Source organism: Parasediminibacterium sp. HNIBRBA5674 (assembly GCF_056745525.1).
Genome location: NZ_JBQWIE010000057.1, coordinates 1 through 16,489, shown reverse-complemented (window position 1 = coordinate 16,489; position 16,489 = coordinate 1). Strand labels below are relative to the sequence as shown.

19 protein-coding genes are annotated in these 16,489 nt (G+C 32.6%); 3 read left to right on the top strand and 16 right to left on the bottom strand.

Annotation, left to right across the window (positions count from 1 at the left end):
- Positions 1-32: 32 nt before the first annotated feature.
- The 3 genes from ACT9TX_RS17640 to ACT9TX_RS17630 form a co-directional block, all read right to left on the bottom strand.
- Entirely contained in the window at positions 33-383 is a 351-nt protein-coding gene (locus ACT9TX_RS17640) for a hypothetical protein (RefSeq protein WP_481340281.1), read from the bottom strand.
- Positions 384-583: 200 nt separating this feature from the next.
- Positions 584-769, bottom strand: a complete 186-nt coding sequence (locus ACT9TX_RS17635) for a hypothetical protein (protein WP_481340279.1) — start codon at positions 767-769, stop codon at positions 584-586.
- A gap of 2 nt (positions 770-771) precedes the next feature.
- Positions 772-1,875: a hypothetical protein gene (locus ACT9TX_RS17630; RefSeq protein ID WP_481340277.1), complete on the bottom strand. Its 1,104-nt coding sequence runs from the start codon at positions 1,873-1,875 to the stop codon at positions 772-774.
- Between the two features lie 141 nt (positions 1,876-2,016).
- On the opposite strand from ACT9TX_RS17630, the gene ACT9TX_RS17625 reads away from it, so the two are divergent.
- Positions 2,017-2,934, top strand: a complete 918-nt coding sequence (locus ACT9TX_RS17625; protein WP_481340275.1) for an IS1595 family transposase — start codon at positions 2,017-2,019, stop codon at positions 2,932-2,934.
- Positions 2,931-3,920, top strand: a complete 990-nt coding sequence (locus tag ACT9TX_RS17620; RefSeq protein WP_481340273.1) for a P63C domain-containing protein — start codon at positions 2,931-2,933, stop codon at positions 3,918-3,920. Before ACT9TX_RS17625 ends, ACT9TX_RS17620 begins: the two co-directional genes overlap by 4 nt.
- Before the next feature lie 41 nt (positions 3,921-3,961).
- Here ACT9TX_RS17620 and ACT9TX_RS17615 read toward each other — a convergent pair whose 3' ends face one another.
- The 12 genes from ACT9TX_RS17615 to ACT9TX_RS17560 form a co-directional block, all read right to left on the bottom strand.
- Positions 3,962-4,105 (bottom strand): hypothetical protein, encoded by a 144-nt coding sequence (locus ACT9TX_RS17615; RefSeq protein WP_481340271.1) that lies wholly within the window; start codon positions 4,103-4,105, stop codon positions 3,962-3,964.
- Positions 4,106-4,342: 237 nt separating this feature from the next.
- Positions 4,343-5,044, bottom strand: coding sequence for an adenylate/guanylate cyclase domain-containing protein (locus ACT9TX_RS17610; protein ID WP_481340269.1), 702 nt, complete (start codon positions 5,042-5,044; stop codon positions 4,343-4,345).
- Positions 5,035-5,544 carry a Pycsar system effector family protein gene (locus ACT9TX_RS17605; protein WP_481340267.1) on the bottom strand — a complete coding sequence of 170 codons (510 nt, stop codon included), beginning with the start codon at positions 5,542-5,544 and terminating at the stop codon, positions 5,035-5,037. The genes ACT9TX_RS17610 and ACT9TX_RS17605 overlap by 10 nt, the downstream gene beginning before the upstream one ends.
- A 240-nt stretch (positions 5,545-5,784) precedes the next feature.
- Positions 5,785-6,360, bottom strand: coding sequence for a DUF4411 family protein (locus tag ACT9TX_RS17600; protein WP_481340265.1), 576 nt, complete (start codon positions 6,358-6,360; stop codon positions 5,785-5,787).
- Positions 6,344-7,513: an ImmA/IrrE family metallo-endopeptidase gene (locus ACT9TX_RS17595; RefSeq protein WP_481340263.1), complete on the bottom strand. Its 1,170-nt coding sequence runs from the start codon at positions 7,511-7,513 to the stop codon at positions 6,344-6,346. The genes ACT9TX_RS17600 and ACT9TX_RS17595 overlap by 17 nt, the downstream gene beginning before the upstream one ends.
- A gap of 439 nt (positions 7,514-7,952) precedes the next feature.
- Entirely contained in the window at positions 7,953-8,300 is a 348-nt protein-coding gene (locus ACT9TX_RS17590) for a hypothetical protein (RefSeq protein ID WP_481340261.1), read from the bottom strand.
- Between the two features lie 278 nt (positions 8,301-8,578).
- Positions 8,579-9,223 (bottom strand): hypothetical protein, encoded by a 645-nt coding sequence (locus ACT9TX_RS17585; RefSeq protein WP_481340259.1) that lies wholly within the window; start codon positions 9,221-9,223, stop codon positions 8,579-8,581.
- Between the two features lie 241 nt (positions 9,224-9,464).
- A complete protein-coding gene (locus tag ACT9TX_RS17580) occupies positions 9,465-11,000 on the bottom strand; it encodes a phospholipase D-like domain-containing protein (protein WP_481340257.1) in 1,536 nt (511 codons plus the stop codon).
- A gap of 236 nt (positions 11,001-11,236) precedes the next feature.
- Positions 11,237-11,521, bottom strand: a complete 285-nt coding sequence (locus tag ACT9TX_RS17575) for a hypothetical protein (RefSeq protein WP_481340255.1) — start codon at positions 11,519-11,521, stop codon at positions 11,237-11,239.
- Positions 11,522-11,581: 60 nt separating this feature from the next.
- Entirely contained in the window at positions 11,582-11,977 is a 396-nt protein-coding gene (locus ACT9TX_RS17570; RefSeq protein WP_481340253.1) for a hypothetical protein, read from the bottom strand.
- A gap of 522 nt (positions 11,978-12,499) precedes the next feature.
- Positions 12,500-12,823 carry a hypothetical protein gene (locus tag ACT9TX_RS17565; protein WP_481340251.1) on the bottom strand — a complete coding sequence of 108 codons (324 nt, stop codon included), beginning with the start codon at positions 12,821-12,823 and terminating at the stop codon, positions 12,500-12,502.
- Between the two features lie 275 nt (positions 12,824-13,098).
- Positions 13,099-14,262: a rhomboid family intramembrane serine protease gene (locus tag ACT9TX_RS17560; protein ID WP_481340249.1), complete on the bottom strand. Its 1,164-nt coding sequence runs from the start codon at positions 14,260-14,262 to the stop codon at positions 13,099-13,101.
- A 573-nt stretch (positions 14,263-14,835) separates the two neighbouring features.
- Between ACT9TX_RS17560 and ACT9TX_RS17555 the strand changes: the two genes are divergently transcribed.
- A complete protein-coding gene (locus ACT9TX_RS17555) occupies positions 14,836-15,066 on the top strand; it encodes a hypothetical protein (RefSeq protein ID WP_481340247.1) in 231 nt (76 codons plus the stop codon).
- A 281-nt stretch (positions 15,067-15,347) separates the two neighbouring features.
- Here the strand turns inward: ACT9TX_RS17555 and ACT9TX_RS17550 are convergent, their stop codons facing one another.
- Entirely contained in the window at positions 15,348-16,229 is an 882-nt protein-coding gene (locus ACT9TX_RS17550; RefSeq protein WP_481340245.1) for a helix-turn-helix domain-containing protein, read from the bottom strand.
- Positions 16,230-16,489: the final 260 nt, after the last annotated feature.

Below are 16,489 nucleotides of genomic sequence, written 5' to 3'. Positions count from 1 at the left end.
AAAGGATGATGTGTATATTAAACGATAAGTTCTTAGAAAATATACTCTTTAAAGAAATTTAGATGCGTTTGCCCTGTAGTAGCAAGTTCTTTTGGTATTGTTTCAAAGCAAATTACAAATGCAGTGTCCTCAATAAAATATTTTACTTTGTCTGTGACAATGCGTCTCCAAATATCACCTTTAACTTGAAATAAGTAATTTAAGAAATCACTTGGATTATTGCCTTGTCGTAAGTAGTCATAAATTAAAAGGTCTCCAATTAGAATTTTAGAAGAAATAAAAGGCTCGTTCAACCTTAGAAGGTTATTGAAAATGAGTTTGTAAAAGACACTATCGTATCTTCCTTGAATGTCTCCACATTTAAAATGATATGCTACTTTCATCTCTTACTCTTAGGGTGTGTCTGTTTTTGCTTGCCGCTAACGGACAGGGCTTGCCGAAGTACGGGAATTAGTATTCCGTCAGCCCGGAACTGATGATGATTGAAAAACTGAAGTTGAAGTTAACAACAAAAAGCTAAATAGAAAATGTCCAGCCCGATATGAAGTACAATAGAATTACAAAAAGCCGAAGATAACTTCCGTCAGCCCGTATTTTGGCAAACCCCATGTTGGCTGAGGTTTTTCTTTAGAGCTTTAATCATTCGGTCAGAAATGTCGTCTGCATATTTTTCAGGCGAAACTTTATTATGTCTCCCATAATCAGTTGTCTTTTTAGCAAATTTTGCTAATGACTTATTTTCCTGTTTTTTTATAAGCTCTTTAAGCATAATCATTTATTAAAATAGTTAGACATAAACTGTTTATTCAAATCTTCGTTGAAATAATGCTTTCTTTTTTTCCAAATAAATCCATCCCCTTTACTGATTATTGCAACATCTATCGGACCTCCGACACTTTCCTCAGACGAAGATATTCTTCTCTTTAGATATGTCAAATAAATTAAGCTTTCAGCCATTTCTGCAAGGTCTTCTTTTGATAGTATTGCTACGGTATCTACCGTTGGACTTATCTGTGTATCCTGTTTTATTCTACTAATTTCATCAATAAGCTCCTTTAGTAAAGCTGAATTGTCATTGTTTCTTATTGCATCGGATAGAGGTTGATTGGCTGCTCCAATAATGTCAGCTACCGTGGTATTATACTTTGCTAATGTTTTTTCTATCGCTGAAACATATGTTGACTCAATGTCTGGGTCAATTCCTTTAATAAACATGTTAATTACGTCTGTTTGTGCATATGGTAGTATTGAACCATTATTTGAATCAGAAATTTCATCTGAAAGGTCAGCTTTGTATCTAAGTCGGTTGTCAATAACTTCTGAAATTCTGATTGCTGTTACTGATGGGTAAATTTGTTTTTCTCCAAATCCGCCAAATACTAACCCTGTTTCTCTACCTAAAAAGTTCAACGATTTAAAGTATCTCCAATACAAGTCATTAATCAATGGTCTTATGTCTCCATTTAAAACAATGCCATCAAAAACAACATCGCTAACTTCTGAAATAGCAGCGTCCGAATAAGCATTAAACTGCTCAAGTGTATAGTCTGCAAAATCTGATAAGGTTTCATCACCATCATTATAAGTTGCTAAAATTTCCTCTAAGTCCGCTTTAGTGAAACTATTAAAATCAGCTAATATTTCTGCTTCTGATTTAGTGCCATCAAGTTTCTTAGCAACTCTATCTTTTAGTGCACCCAAATGCCAATAAGCAAAGCTTTTCAATTCTGAAAGTTGTGCAGTTGGATTTGTGAAATAGTCATTTGCTTTTAAATATCTTAGAAAGTCATCCTTGTAATGTTCAACTTTGTCGAAATGTTTATCTGTCAGCTCCTTTCTGTAGAGCTTTATTATTATTTCCCATGGTGTCTCCATAAAAGTTGAAGAACTGTATATCATTATTCCGATGGGATGATACTTTGATAAAGTAAAAATTTGGCAATAATATACAATTTTACACCAAATAAATTTTTATGTTAAAATAATAAGCATATCTTTACACCACAATAGAAATATATGTTACCAGAATTTAAAAGCATTTTCGATTTACTTAAAGCATTCCCTACTGAACAATTTTGCATTGACCACTTAGAAAGATTGCGTTGGAGCGAAGGTATTACCTCGCCATTTGATGAAACTTCTAAGGTTTATAAATGTGCAGGTAACAAATACAAATGCAAGTCAACAGGCAAATACTTTAACGTAAGAACTAACACAATTTTCGATAATACTAAGATACCACTACAAAAATGGTTTTTAGCTCTTTATGTTTTTTCTTCTCACAAAAAAGGTATTTCATCTCATCAATTAGCTAAAGATATTTCAGTTACTCAAAAATCAGCTTGGTTTTTATTGCACCGATTACGTTATGCTTTTGACCACCCTAATTTTAAAGATACATTAGGAAATGTTGTAGAAATTGATGAAAATTTTGTTGGTGGTGCTGCAAGTAACAAGCACGCTAATAAGAAAAATAAAAATGAAAACGGTGGTACACTTCACGAAAAACAACCAGTTTTAGGAATGATTGAAAGAGACGGTAATGTTATTGCTAAAGTTGTTCCAAATAGAAACAAAGAAACCATTTTGCCAATCATTTACGAAACAGTAGAACAAGATACCGTTATAATGACTGATGAATATACCGCATACAAAGATTTGAAAAACGATTACACTCATTTAAGAGTTAATCACGGTGCAAAGGAATACGTAAACCAAATGGCTCACACTAACGGTATTGAAAACTTTTGGTCGCATTTAAAACGTGGGATTGATGGCATTTACCATTGGGTAAGCAAAGGGCATTTGCAAAGCTATGTTGACGAATTTTCTTTTCGTTTCAATACACGTAATTTTAATACACAAGTAAGATTTGATTTTATACTTTCTAGCATTACTAATACAAGATTAACTTACCAAAATTTAATAAAATGAAAAATATAGTAAAATACGATGGTTCTATAAATATAGGGAATTTTGAACTGCCATGCTATGTTTTAGAAGATGGCACAAGGGTTATTTCTGGTCGTGGTATGCAGTCGATTTTAAAGATGGTTGACGATGAAGATGGCAAATTAACTAGTGGGTCACGATTGAATAGATATTTGAACCAAAAAACGCTAGAACCCTTTATTTACAAGGGTCGAGAGGTGGGCCACTTTGAACCATTAGAATGCCATTTTGGTAAAACTATTATTAATGGATTTGAAGCAACCGTATTGATAGATATATGCGATGGCTTTTTAGAAGCTAGAAAAAAAATAAAACTTTCAGCAAGGCAAGAGGTTATTGCCCAACAATGTGAAATATTAGTTAGGTCATTTGCTAAAGTGGGATTAATTGCTTTGATTGATGAAGCAACAGGATACCAATATGATAGAGAGAAAAAAGAATTGCAAGTAATTTTTAAAGAGTTCATTTCTGACGAAATATTGCAATGGCAACAAGCCTTTCACCTTAGCTTTTACAAGGAAATTTTTAGATTATGGGATATTCCATTTACTGAAAAAAATATAAAAAGAAAGCCGAAGTTTATCGGGTATATAACCAATAGATTTATTTATCAGAATTTACCAAAAGGAACTTTTGTCTTAGAAAAATTGAAAGAAAAAACACCTAAAGCTAAAAGCGGTGGATATAAATATAGGTTGCATCAATCTTTGACACCAGATGTAGGTAGAGAAGCATTAAAAAAGGTTATCTACACAGTAGAAACATTAGCATCTATATCAGAAACCAAAAGGCAATTTATTAGGCATATAAATGACAAATATGGTCAAAGAGAAATCCCATTTACAGATTTAGATGAAATAGATAATTTAGCTAAGAAAGAAGATGTGACAACGCAAAATCCTACAAATTTTGACCAACAACTTAAAGGCTTACTAAGCGTCCCACCACCAAAAAAAGATGTTGAGTAATTAAATAAGCAGGATTTTACACCTGCTTATTTTTTAAACCATCAAGTGTAAACAAGTATATCATTGCCAAAAATTTTATTTGCGGTGTTATAAATCTTCTTACTATTTCCGCCTGTAACAGTAACTGCACTGTCCGCAGCCATTGTCATACTGTTTTTGTTTAATATTCCTATTACTGCTGTCATAATGGTGTGTCGTTTAAAATCTCAGCCAACGAAAAAGGCTTGGCGTTTGTTGGGGAATTAGAATTCCGTCTGCCCATAACTGAAGCACAATGATTGCAATATTGCTGATATTTTATTCATAAGCTAAATTTATAACGTCAAGCCCGAACTGAAGCACAATAAAGAACAAATGCTGAAGCAATATTCGTCAAGCCCCAATAATGCCAAACCTAATGTTGGCAGTATGTGCTTCTTTTGTCAATTAAAAGCACTCCACCAATAATTAGTTCTGTAACAAGAAACTAAAGTTTTATTTTTCAAAGTCATGTTGATGTTTTCCCATATGGGTTTACTCTCACTGATTTTGTTCTTATCTTCTAAATGATTAAAAACTGTGGGGCTTATATAAATTTTATTTTCAGACTCATTGCAAAAATGAGAAGCATAATTGCAGGCTTTACCAACCCAAACTAAATCATTATTGCTTACATCACGCCCTTTACCAACTTTTGTGATTAAAGTTTTACCAGTGTCAATACCAATTCCAATATTGATTGCATAGTTTGGTTTAAACTTTACATTTAAAATATTAGCGATTGCCCAGCGAATATTTAAAGCAGCCTCAACAGCATTATTGTTTTTTCTGCCACCTGAAAAAACTCCCATAATTCTATCTCCATCGAAGGCTCTTACTTGACCATCTCTACTATTTATTATTCGTACATTAATATCGTGAAAACTCTGATAAATCTTCGCAGCGTCTATGTATCCATAAGTATCGTGAAGTTGACTTGATTTTCTAATATCTATAAAAAGAAAAGTTAAGTCAGCAGTTAATCCTTTATTCCCAAATGTCAGCTTTGAATAATCTGTGGTTGGAATAATTGTGGTTTCCTCTACCTCATATTTATCATTAAAGTAGCCGTCAACTTTGTTTTTAATATCATCAATTATGGGCATATTATCTTTATTAATGTTGATAAACCAATAATTCCAAAACCTAATGCAGTAATATAACTTGCAAATTTGAAAAGAATAAATTTTGTTCTTGTTATTCTTGAATTAACAAGTATTTGATTGATTAAATCTTTGTCAAATTGGTTTGGGTTAAAGTTTGTGTCAGTTTGTTTATAACTTGTAATAAATTGGTCAATGTCTAAATGTGCTAAATGTCCATAGAAGTAAATGTTAGTATTAGCAAGGTCTTTCTTGTTGAAAAAAATATTTTTAGTTACAGGGAATTGGGAAATGATGCTCAAGAAAACAGAAATTCCAAAACAAACAATGCCAATTAAAAGTACTGGTTTAATTGTTACGTGAGTTAATGTGCTATAACTTGATATAATTCCAATCACAAGTGCACTATTAAAAACAACAAGTCCACCGTGTTTAGCTTCTCCAAACTTAAGCAAGTCATTTATGTTAGTGAATATATATTTTATTTCTGTCTTTGCTTCCATAGATTAATATTAGAAATTGATGTCTGTCATAGCATTACTGCCAACGAGCAGGGCTTTGAGCAGGTTGGGAAATAGAATTCCGTCTGCCCGGAACCGCTGCTGATTGAAAATATAAAGTTGAAGTTAAGAACAAAAGTTCAGCGATGTACGTCCTGCCCGAACCAAAGCTGAACAGAATTACAAACGTTCATTGTTATTCCGTCTGCCCAACTTGCACAAAACCCAATGTTAGGTGCAGTTTTATTTGATTTCAATTTCGATGCCGTCCAATTTGTCAATGAGTTGTTGAATGTTTATTGTTTGCAAGTCTAACTGTGAGCAAATTGCAGGAATTTTCTTAAATACTTTATTGTCGTTACTTGCTTCGGTTTCTTCTGTTACAAGATAAATTTCTTCTATTGGGTTTTCGCTTTTCAGCTTTAAACTCGTTAAAATCATTTTCATATCAGCAGAGTTCATAAAATCATTCTTTTGTGAATCGTACTGCATTTCGTTCAATCTTTTTCTTTGCACAGCAACAACAAAATTGTTGTCTACCATTCTGTAAAATTTGGCAGGTGCTGGTGGAAGAATAAACTCTGTGTTAAGTGGAAGTTTATGTGTTTTATTAAAGTCTTTGTCAGTAAGGAAAGAAAGTGTTTCTAATACAATTCCTTTGGAAGTATATTCACATTCATCAATTATTTTGTCAATAACCAAAATTTCGCCATTAGCTATTTTTACTTTTATAATTTCAAACAATATTTTCTGTTTGTCAAATGGTAAGTAGTAACGAACCAACGACAATAATGAGCTGGTATCAATTACTACTTTCATATAGGAAACTGTCTATCTTTTCGGGTTTAATATTTAGTTTTTTGCAAAATTCATACTCATTAATTACTCCTTCATAAAATGCTGTCTGAATAGTTGAAACCAACAAAGGTGATTTTATTGGAATTGGTGTAGAGCCGCCTGTGTTAATTCCATTTTGCTTGTCAAGTTCTCTTTGCTTATTTATTTTCTCTTGTGCAATTCTAAATTCTTCTTCAAATTCATTTCTTACCTTTTTATAGTTGGCAGGGCTGATTTTATTTAAGAGTAATAATTTGGTGAAAATAGCAATTCTGCTTAAATGTGTTTTATCTGATATGCTCTTTACTAAATCAATATTATAGTCATTTTGAGCATTTGAATTGTCAATAGATTCAATTGTTTTCTCAAATTCCCCACTCAAAAAGTAATAGGCAAAGTCATTACACCAATTTTCAATTTTTGATAAATTTTGATTAGCTAAATCATCGTATTCAATTTTATCAATTTCTTCTTCGTCTAATAAATAATGACCTAATTCGTGTGCAAGGGTAAAAATTTCTCTTTTAAATGAAATTTGGTATCTTTTTAATACAATAACATTGGGTTTGAGAAAAAATCCATCAATGTTAGCTTTGTCTTTTTTATTCCAAGTTTCTACAAACTCAAAAACTAAAATATTCTTCTCAGCTAATTTGTTTATTAGTTCAGTTAGATATTCTTTTGATTTGTCTTTAAATTCAGGTGCAATAAGCTGCCTAATTTCACTTGCTACATTTTTAGGGCTATTTGAAATTTTATAGATAGGTAATTGTCTTTCAAACTTAATGTCTGAGAGTTCTGCAATAGCTGAAAGTGAAATTTTAAACTCTTCAAAGTGATTTACTATTTTTCTTGCTCCCAAATTCAAGTCAACGTCAAACTTATTTTTTCTAAAAAAGATACTTGCATCTTTTGAAATGTCTGGTGATTTTGGGTCTAAATAGTAATGAATACCTTTATTGAAAAGCTTGTCTATTCGCTTTAAATGTCCAATTTCAATATTTGTAGCAAAAATTTGTTCTTTAGTGATAGGCGTTTTTAGTCCTACGCTAATTATAGGCAATAGTTCATCTACTGACATTTTCAGCAACGACAGCAAATATTTTAATCTTTGTATGTTTTGTTCAACTTTCAAGAAGTCCTATAATTTTGTTTGTAAAGGTAGTCAAATTTTGAGTTGCTTGTCAAGTTAGAGAGATTCGGAAAAATTGCACCTAACGTTCAAGGCTTTGCGTTCGTGGCGGTTTTATTAACGTCAAGCCGAGAAACTAAAGTTAAATAAAAATACAAATGTTAAATATTAAAATTAAAAGCCCAAAAGCGTTCCTTCTGATGGATATACAGTTGAATAGCGATTTAAAGCTGATTGTACTTCCGTCAAGCCGCCATGACGCAAAACCTTTTGTTGGCTGTAGCCTTTATGTTAGAACTAAGTGAATTACAAAAAGAGTTAGACGATTTGAAATTAAGCGTCACAAAACAAGTTAGTGAATTAAGAGAAAAGTATTTTGTGTCGCCGAATGGTCTTATTGTAGTGCCGTCAAAGCTGGATAGTAAATTTGTCATTGGGTTTTCTATTGATTTGGGGTTGCTGAAAAATCAGTATTAAGATAAACTTTATCAATCTGTCTTTCAGTAAGAAACTTGTCAATGTCGTAGTGTAAAATGTCTCCACGCCATTTGTCGTGATGAATAACTATGACTTTTACTTTTGATTTGTCAAAACTAGATGCTAATAGTGATGCTTCGTTATTTTCATTTTGATTAAACGACCCTATGAAAGCTGTAAATTGATTTGTGTCGTATGGGGCAATAACTATGTGATGAATTTTATGTTCTGGAAATTTGTCACTTATGTCTTGTCCAATAAGATAAGAATAATGAGCAATTACTTTTTTAGCTGTGTTTAAGTCAAATGTCATAAAAGATTACTTTGATTGTTATGTTGTGTCAAGAAATAAAACGTATGATTTAAGTCAACCTACGAATTTAATGCTGTGTCCAAAAAGGTTACAGCCAACGAAAAAGGCTTGGCGTTTGTTGGGGAATTAGCATTCCGACTGCCCATAACCGAAGCCCAATAATTGCAATATTGCTGATGTTTTATTCATAAGCCAAATTTATAACGTCGAGCCCGAAGTGAAGCACAATAAAGAACAAATGTTGAGACAATATTCGTCAAGCCCCAATAATGCCAAACCTAATGTTGGCTGTTGTTTTTTGTCTTTTTCAATATTGAATTAAGTGCTTTTTTATAGTCTTTGTCATAACTACTATTTTCAGTATGGTTGTCATACACAACAACGTCAAAGTGTTTAACAGTGTTTTTTTGAATTTTGTAAAAACTTGTCCAAGCTTTACCTGAAATAACGTAATTGTCAATTAGGTTGTATTTCTTTAAATAATTGGGGTTTTTAATTTCTTCAAACCCTTTTACTTTTTTCAGTTTGTCGTGAGTTGTGTCAATCAAGTACAAATAATAAGTCCAGTTGTTTCTTATGTCCTCATTGTTTTGTACAAGGACTGATTTTAAATTATTAGGTGTAAAAACATTAAATTCAATTCCTTGTCTTTCGCAGTAAATTGTGTCTGCAAAAACAGTTTCATATTTGCCGTTTTTCAATGCTTGAAATGTAAAGAAAGTATTTGGTTTGTCTGGGTCATTACTTGTTGAGTCAAAAGATGTCAATATGAATTTATATTTCTTGTTTTTAAAAACCGTGTCGCAAATAATTTCAGTTTTTTCAAATATTGAATTGTCATTAGTAAATTGTTTAGTGTCTTGCTGACTATAACAATTTGTCAATAAAAAAACTGAAAAGAAAAGTAAAAGTAATTTTTTCATTTTAGGGTCTGTCTAAAATAACAGCCAACGTTCAGGGCTTGGCGATGTTGGGGCAACTGCGTTTCGTCACGCCTGAACTGAAGCCAAATATAGTTACTGTTGTTGATTGCGATTACAAATGTTCAAAAGCGTTCTGTCGAGCCAGTGACGAAAGGAAAATAGAATTACAAATGTTGATGCTGAGTTCGGTCAAGCCCCAATATTGCCAAACCTTTTGTTGGGCGTTTGTGCTTCTTTTCTGTCAAACTGGGAAGCCTAAATTTTTGAGTTCTGAAAGTTCTTGTTCGTTAAACTTGTTTTTAATTCTGTTCATTTGTCTTTGGCTTTCTTTTTTCCTTTTAACCCAATGATACAATTTTATAGGTTCTCCATTATTTAAAACTATTGGAAACCATTGTCCTTCACTTCTTCTATATGCCTTCCATTCTTCTGTTCTGTCAACAGTTCCAGAATGTATTTTGCCCCAAACAGGTTTTTCATTAAAATGAAACTCCCAAACAAATTCAATCTCTTTTATTGTATTCTCGTCTAATTTTTCTTTCTTTTTGATGTGTTTGAAAAAACGAGTTCTCCAATCAAGTTTGTTGGGATTTTCAGCCTTATACAAGTCTGCTATAAGTCGTGAAATTACAAACTCAACAGTTCTACTTGTTTTTGAGTAATCAAATCCTGCTTCTTCAATACGTTTTCTGACGTCTAGCTTATTACCTTTTTTGTTTGCTTGTGATATTCCTATAAGCCAAGTTCCAAGCTTTTTACCTTTGTATTCGTAACCTTGATTTTGTATTATCCTTTCATTGTTTGCAATTGCGTCTTTCAATAACTCAATCCACTCGTTAACGATTTCTTCTTCTCTTAATTTATGTCCATCTCCAAAATAAAAATTGATTGATGTTAGTTTTTCAATGTGCTCCTTTGGCATTTGAATTTCGGGATGATTATAAATTCTTTTTTGCTTTTGATACCAAGCATATAAAGTGTGGTCAGTATAATCACGTTTTACCGTGCTTGTTTTATATTTTTCAATGTAGGCTTTCATCCTTAAAAACATTGAATCCCATTTATCTAAATATGCATCATCAATTGTCAAAAAATTATTGGCGTATTTCTTTCTTGGTTTATCTTCAACAACTTCAATATTCCCCAATTCCCCAATTTCAGGTATAGCGATTTTCTTTGCCTTTTTGTTTTCAAAGTCAAGCCCATTATCTTCAAATTTTTCTGTTGGAATAATTCCTTTTTCAAAAAGTTCATTAATATAATCATTAGTTACAAACTCTAAATTTGAGTCTTCAAAGTCTAACAATGGATTGAAATAGTCCTTTAATTGATTTAGAACTTTCATTCCTTGTTTGTCTTCTTTATTAAAATCCAACAATAAAGAGCATTCCACATTATAAAAAAGCCCAGTTTTTGTCAGGTTTGATGAACCTGTTATTATTCTATTTTTAGCTCCTTCAAATAAGTAAACTTTTGGATGAAAGATAAATAAGTCTGCATTGTAAGTATAAGTCTCAACACCCAATTCTAATAACAACTCTAATGCTTCTTTGGAAGTAATATAGTCATTGATGCCAACGTAAAAAGTGAATTTTCTTTTTTCTTGGATTGCTTGTTTTATAAATGGCTTTAATTCAAGCAACCCTTTTAAACGAACAAACGCGACAAAAAATGTGATTTTAGTAAAGTGAGAACATTTGATTGATGAACATAAATAGTTTCCACAAGTTTCATTGTCACCTTTATGTAAGCCTTGTCCAATAAATTCTGCAATCATATTTTGTTTGAGGATAGTGGTCTGTTAGCATAACGCCCAACGAACAGGGCTTTGTGCAGGTTGGGAAATAGAATTCCGTCTGCCCGTAACCGAAGTTGATGATTGCAATATTGCTGATGTTTTATTCATTAGCCAAATTTATAACGTCTTGCTGGAACTGAAGCCAAATTGAAAAACAAAAGTTGAGGCTTAATCCGTCTGCCCAACTTGCACAAAACCCAATGTTGGTGGCAGTTTTATTGCAGTTCGCTGTTTATGTTTTCTATTATTCTAATGTAGTTTTGATATTCGCTAAATAGTCGGTCTTCTTCTTCTCGTTCAAGTTTATATAAGTCGTTTTGTTGTTGTGCAACAAGGTCTTTGGGTTTCGGGGGTTTGAAATCTTGATATTCTTTGATAAGCGTTTTTACTTTCTCGTTAAATTCTGTCAAGTGTTGCAGTTTAGAAACTTGCTTGCAATATTCTGCAAAATTATCAGAAATTTTAGTTTCCGTATCTCTCACTTTACTGCTTGAATTCATATGATAGTTATAAAACTTGTCCACTTCTTTTAAGTCTGGATTTTCCTTTGATGATTCAAATTAATAGTGTCCGTACCAATAGTATTTATGAGCCTTGTGCATAGCTAACTCTCTGTAATTGTCTTTTAGTAGATATTTTAGTTTTTCTAACTCTGATTTCGTCAATAATATGTCCGTTTTCTTTTCCTTCTTATTTTTCTGAAAATCCATTAGTATTTGAGTGAGCAATGTCAAACCTGCTCCAATTAATAATGGAATTAGTGTGTCCCATATTGATTTTTCGTCAGTCTTTTTTACAGTCTGAAATTTTACAAGTTCGTCAAAGGATTTATTTACTATTTCAACTTTTTCAATTTTTCTGTTACTGTCAATTGTTGTTTTTGTTGAAGTGTCAGTCTGTCCAAACGAGAAAGTTGAGAGAAATGAAATCAATAATATGCAAGTCCAACGTTTCATTTATTTTAAAATATTTAGGTATTGTCTGTCCACAAAAATTGCCACCAACGAACATGGCTTTGTGCAGGCAGGGAATTTGAAACTCGTCTGCTGGAACAAATGCCGATTAAAAAACTAATGTTGAAGATAACAATTAAAAGCTAAATTAATAATGTCAAGCCCGAACAAAAGCCCACCGATGGGCTAAAAGCCGAAGATAACAACGTCAAGCCCTGCTTGCACAAAACCCCATGTTGTGTGTTCGTGCCATTTGTCCACCGAAATTTTTATTAAAGTTTTTCAACCGCTAACTACGCCTGTAACGGCTGCGAATTGTCAAACAAAAATTAACCAATAGTCGTTCAGGCAATAAAATTATGTATGAACAAATTGATTTAGAAATAAAAGAACTAAGTATTGATTTTAACAATAAAATATTAGAATTTGAAAAAAAACACAACGATAAATTTAAAGTTTATGTTGTCTTGCCTCAAATGTCTATACTTTCAAAAGACGAGTTTAAAAATGAACCGAAATTTAAACTTACTCTGGTGTATTCTTAAAATAATTCGGGTTTAACCTAAGTAGTTCTGTATTTCTAATACTAATTAATTTTTCAACTATATCATGGCAGCAACAAGTGTCCGACCTTTGGATTTGAATATCCACAAATTTATTAAAAAGCCCAAGCTGAATTACTTGTTCTCTGTCTGGGTGAAATCTGCAACCTTGCTCAATTTTATACTTATTATTGAGGTCACTGCAAACATCTTGAACTTGTTGCCACTGTTCTTCTGTTGTAGCAGAGTCAAGTGTCATAGTTTTTTTGTCCCAATAGTGAGATGGAACGAATTTTATTTTGTTCATAAAAATTATTTTAAAAATTAGAAATAAAAATAAGTGTCAAACCGATATATCAATTGTGGACGGTCTGGGCATGACACACAACGAGCAGGGCTTTGTGCAGGTTGGGAAATAGAATTCCGTCTGCCCGGAACCGCTGCTGATTGAAAATATAAAGTTGAAGTTAAGAACTAAATTTGAATGTTGCTTGTCCTGCCCGAACAAAAGCTAAATAGAATTACAAATGCTCATTGTTATTACGTCTGCCCAACTTGCACAAAACCCAATGTTGTGTGCCGTTATTCTTCGCTTTCTGCATTAATTTCTACTTGTTGTTTTAGTTGCTTTGACATTATAAGTCCAATTACAAAACCACTTAAAAGTCCACCAATGTGTGCAGCATTGTCAATGCCACCTGTAAAACCCATAAGTAAATTGAAACCAACAAAAACAAGTGTACTTGTCAAAAATGCTTTTCCAAAATCCGCTGGAAAAACTTTTAAAAGTAGTGTGGCTAAAAAGAAACCATAAAGTCCAAAGATTGCACCTGATGCACCAACACTTACAGTAGCATCATACCACCAAATACTTGCAACACTTGCTAAAATTCCTGTCGTCAAATAAATGAGTAAATATTTTTTCTTTCCTAAAAGTGGTTCAAGAAAAATACCAACAAACAAAAGTCCATACATATTTGCTAAAATGTGCATTAGTCCACCGTGCATAAATGTATTTGTCAAAAGTCGCCACCATTGTCCATTAGTTGTTACAGGTTTAAAATTAGCACCCCAATTTAATAAGTCTTCACCTTTGAATGAAACAAAACCAAACCCTGCAATTACCATTGCAATGAAAACAAGTAAGTTTAGATTTATCAAAATTGGTGTAATATAAAACCCTTCTTTGGGTATAAAGAATTCAAGCATTTCTTTAATGTCTGTATCCTTTTCAACTTTGCCACTTTTGAAGTTTTGTAATTGATTTTCTTGAAACTTTGGAAATAATAGAAAAATAAAATAGGCAAAAAGTCCAATTGCAAGTGAGCCAAAAATCCATTCAAGTTTCTTTCCATTCCTGTTTTCAAAAGGTTCATTTTTTGCTTCAAAAACAATTTGTTGATTCCCTTTAACAGATTCTGATTTGGCAATTGCTTTATTAAATTCATCGTGGTCTTCAGTGTTACCAATTACTTCCAAATATTTGAAATTTTTAAAGTCAGTTTCTTCAAATTCTTTTTGCTTTTGTTCTGCAAAAACTTTGTATTTATCATCTTTCTCTTGGTCAGAAAGTCTATTGCTAATTCTTTCACTATATTTTTTTCCTAACCAAAATCTGCATTCTGTTTTTGATGTATCTGATATGTTTTCAAAGATTGGTAATGCAACATAAATAAGCATATTGAAATGCTTGCTGCCCATAATTTTTGCGTGCCTTGCGGCTACACTAGGCTGCGTGTATGTCATGGTTCTTGTATAGCCTCGCAGCTTAGCTTGTCATCCTGAGCTTGCGAAGGATCTAACAAAAACACACGCCATACACTTGCGATAAACGTTGCTATCAAACGGCACTTCGTGCCTCTCTTTGCTACCACCTAGTGTAGCGCACGCCGCCACTTCTATGATATGCCAGTGGCGTTAGTCGGCACGCTATCGCTGCTCTGCTCATTGCGGATAAGTGTACCGCAAGGCTCGGCTCTTTTTGGCTCAAGGCTGTTTTACCTTGCTACCCATGTGCTAGCCATCTTTTACTATTCAATATATTTGTTTACAGTAATTAAAAAGCGTACAATCGTATTTTAGAAGTCATACACATGAGAACAATTTTAAGGTACACCATACTTATATTATTGACATTTATCCAAATAAGTGAAATCAAAGCGCAATATCCAAAATGTGATTCAAAAGATATTGAACTTATGGACAAATGCTTGTTAGAGCGTACAGTAAAAGAAGCTATAGTCAAAATGCAAATTGATACTTCAATTTTTATTCCGATGTTAATGGGGCAAGCTTTGCACGGTATATATGTTAGGCTTTATGATAGTTGTACAAATCACCATTATAGTAGATAAACCCTATTACTTGTCAAAAGAGCAAACTAAACCTTATGAGGAGTCAGATGGTATGTTAAAAGAATATAGCTCATGGAAAGAACTCTACAAGCTTATTCTAGATTATAAAATAGTAGGCATTTGCTGGCACAAGATGAAGGCTAGAAAGCGAAAAATAGTGGGTGATATGAAATATTATAACTGTTGGGATTATTAACCCGTCATTACGAGGAACGAAGCAATCTTTCCCCTTTGTTGCTTTCCTTTCTTTCCTGTAATTTGCCCTCACATCGGTTTTACTATCGTTTATTGCCTATTGACCATTGACTAAATTCTCCGCCATGTGCTATTATAACGGTGTTCGTGTTCCTAAAGAACAATTTATTAGGCTTAAAAGCCTTGAAAGAGAGTTAGAACACCTTTAAAGGCTTAACCGCGCCATCCAAAATAAAATTATCAGCTACATGGTAAAACACTTCTAGCTTCTTACTTTATATTCTAATTCAAGCCTTTTGCAAAACCTACTGTCTCCCGATATGCTTGTGGAGATATATCGGTATTAACTTTAAAAAAACGGCTAAAATAAAACTCATCGTCATATCCTAGCTCGTATGCAATCTGCTTTATTGTTTTATCAGTTAGATAAAGTTCCCTTTTCGCTTCAATAATTATTCGTTCACTTATAAGGTTAGAAAGCGTCTTATTAAAATGTGACTTTGTAATTTTAGCAAGTGCCTTTGGCGATATATAGAGTATTTCAGCATATTGACTTGGTGAATGCTTTATTTTATAATTTTCTTCAATCGCATCTTTTAATTTCTGCAAAATGAAAGGCTCTTTACTTTTATCTTGTTCTATTACTTTTTTGACTTGCTGCTCAACTTTTAATCTTGATGCAGTAATCAAAAAAATCTTCAAATAAGAGACTAATAACTCATGTTGTGCAAGCGCCTCATTCTGCATTTCTGTCTCAATTTGAGAACTAAGATGCTCGAACATGTTTGTTAAAACATCATTTACCCTAACAAAAGGCTTTTCAAATACATTATTGAAGAGTACTCCATTTAATTCTAATTCCTTTTGGTGCTTGTGAATGCAAAAAAAATCAAAATGAAAAAATAGTGCAATTCCGTTAAGTGGCTTTGTCGTTGTAAAAAAATAAGGCTGGTAAGGTGCAAAGGCGAATAAGGAATTTCTGTCGAACTTATAGTCTGTAAGATTAAAATTTACAGTCCCTTCTCCTTCCTTTACCCAAATAAGGCTAAAAAAATTACTTCTCTGTATTTCTTTGTAACAGTCGTTCCCATCAAAATAGGATAACTTAAAAACAGGTTTCCCAGTCTGTTTATTAATAAGTGTATAGCTAGTTTGGTTAATCATAATTACTACTTGAATTCTACTGCCGTATGAATCTAAACTTCAAATTTTCTAAAAATAATAGATGCGATGTGCCCTCCAAAACCAAATGTATTACTCATGGCATATCTTATCATCTTATTTTGAGCTTTTCCCAAAGTAAAGTCAAAACTATTAGCAAATTCTGAATCAATTATAGTTGTATTGACAGGGCAAACGCATCTAAATTTCTTTAAAGAGTATATTTTCTAAGAACTTATCGTTTAATATACACATCATCCTTT

Excerpts from the sequence above, each read along its gene's own strand:
- ACT9TX_RS17640 (WP_481340281.1), bottom strand. The coding sequence starts at position 383 with ATGAAAGTAGCATATCATTTTAAATGTGGAGACATTCAAGGAAGATAC.
- ACT9TX_RS17635 (WP_481340279.1), bottom strand. The coding sequence starts at position 769 with ATGCTTAAAGAGCTTATAAAAAAACAGGAAAATAAGTCATTAGCAAAA.
- ACT9TX_RS17630 (WP_481340277.1), bottom strand. The coding sequence starts at position 1,875 with ATGGAGACACCATGGGAAATAATAATAAAGCTCTACAGAAAGGAGCTG.
- ACT9TX_RS17625 (WP_481340275.1), top strand. The coding sequence starts at position 2,017 with ATGTTACCAGAATTTAAAAGCATTTTCGATTTACTTAAAGCATTCCCT.
- ACT9TX_RS17620 (WP_481340273.1), top strand. The coding sequence starts at position 2,931 with ATGAAAAATATAGTAAAATACGATGGTTCTATAAATATAGGGAATTTT.
- ACT9TX_RS17615 (WP_481340271.1), bottom strand. The coding sequence starts at position 4,105 with ATGACAGCAGTAATAGGAATATTAAACAAAAACAGTATGACAATGGCT.
- ACT9TX_RS17610 (WP_481340269.1), bottom strand. The coding sequence starts at position 5,044 with ATGCCCATAATTGATGATATTAAAAACAAAGTTGACGGCTACTTTAAT.
- ACT9TX_RS17605 (WP_481340267.1), bottom strand. The coding sequence starts at position 5,544 with ATGGAAGCAAAGACAGAAATAAAATATATATTCACTAACATAAATGAC.
- ACT9TX_RS17600 (WP_481340265.1), bottom strand. The coding sequence starts at position 6,360 with ATGAAAGTAGTAATTGATACCAGCTCATTATTGTCGTTGGTTCGTTAC.
- ACT9TX_RS17590 (WP_481340261.1), bottom strand. The coding sequence starts at position 8,300 with ATGACATTTGACTTAAACACAGCTAAAAAAGTAATTGCTCATTATTCT.
- ACT9TX_RS17585 (WP_481340259.1), bottom strand. The coding sequence starts at position 9,223 with ATGAAAAAATTACTTTTACTTTTCTTTTCAGTTTTTTTATTGACAAAT.
- ACT9TX_RS17580 (WP_481340257.1), bottom strand. The coding sequence starts at position 11,000 with ATGATTGCAGAATTTATTGGACAAGGCTTACATAAAGGTGACAATGAA.
- ACT9TX_RS17575 (WP_481340255.1), bottom strand. The coding sequence starts at position 11,521 with ATGAATTCAAGCAGTAAAGTGAGAGATACGGAAACTAAAATTTCTGAT.
- ACT9TX_RS17570 (WP_481340253.1), bottom strand. The coding sequence starts at position 11,977 with ATGAAACGTTGGACTTGCATATTATTGATTTCATTTCTCTCAACTTTC.
- ACT9TX_RS17565 (WP_481340251.1), bottom strand. The coding sequence starts at position 12,823 with ATGAACAAAATAAAATTCGTTCCATCTCACTATTGGGACAAAAAAACT.
- ACT9TX_RS17560 (WP_481340249.1), bottom strand. The coding sequence starts at position 14,262 with ATGACATACACGCAGCCTAGTGTAGCCGCAAGGCACGCAAAAATTATG.
- ACT9TX_RS17555 (WP_481340247.1), top strand. The coding sequence starts at position 14,836 with ATGATAGTTGTACAAATCACCATTATAGTAGATAAACCCTATTACTTG.
- ACT9TX_RS17550 (WP_481340245.1), bottom strand. The coding sequence starts at position 16,229 with ATGATTAACCAAACTAGCTATACACTTATTAATAAACAGACTGGGAAA.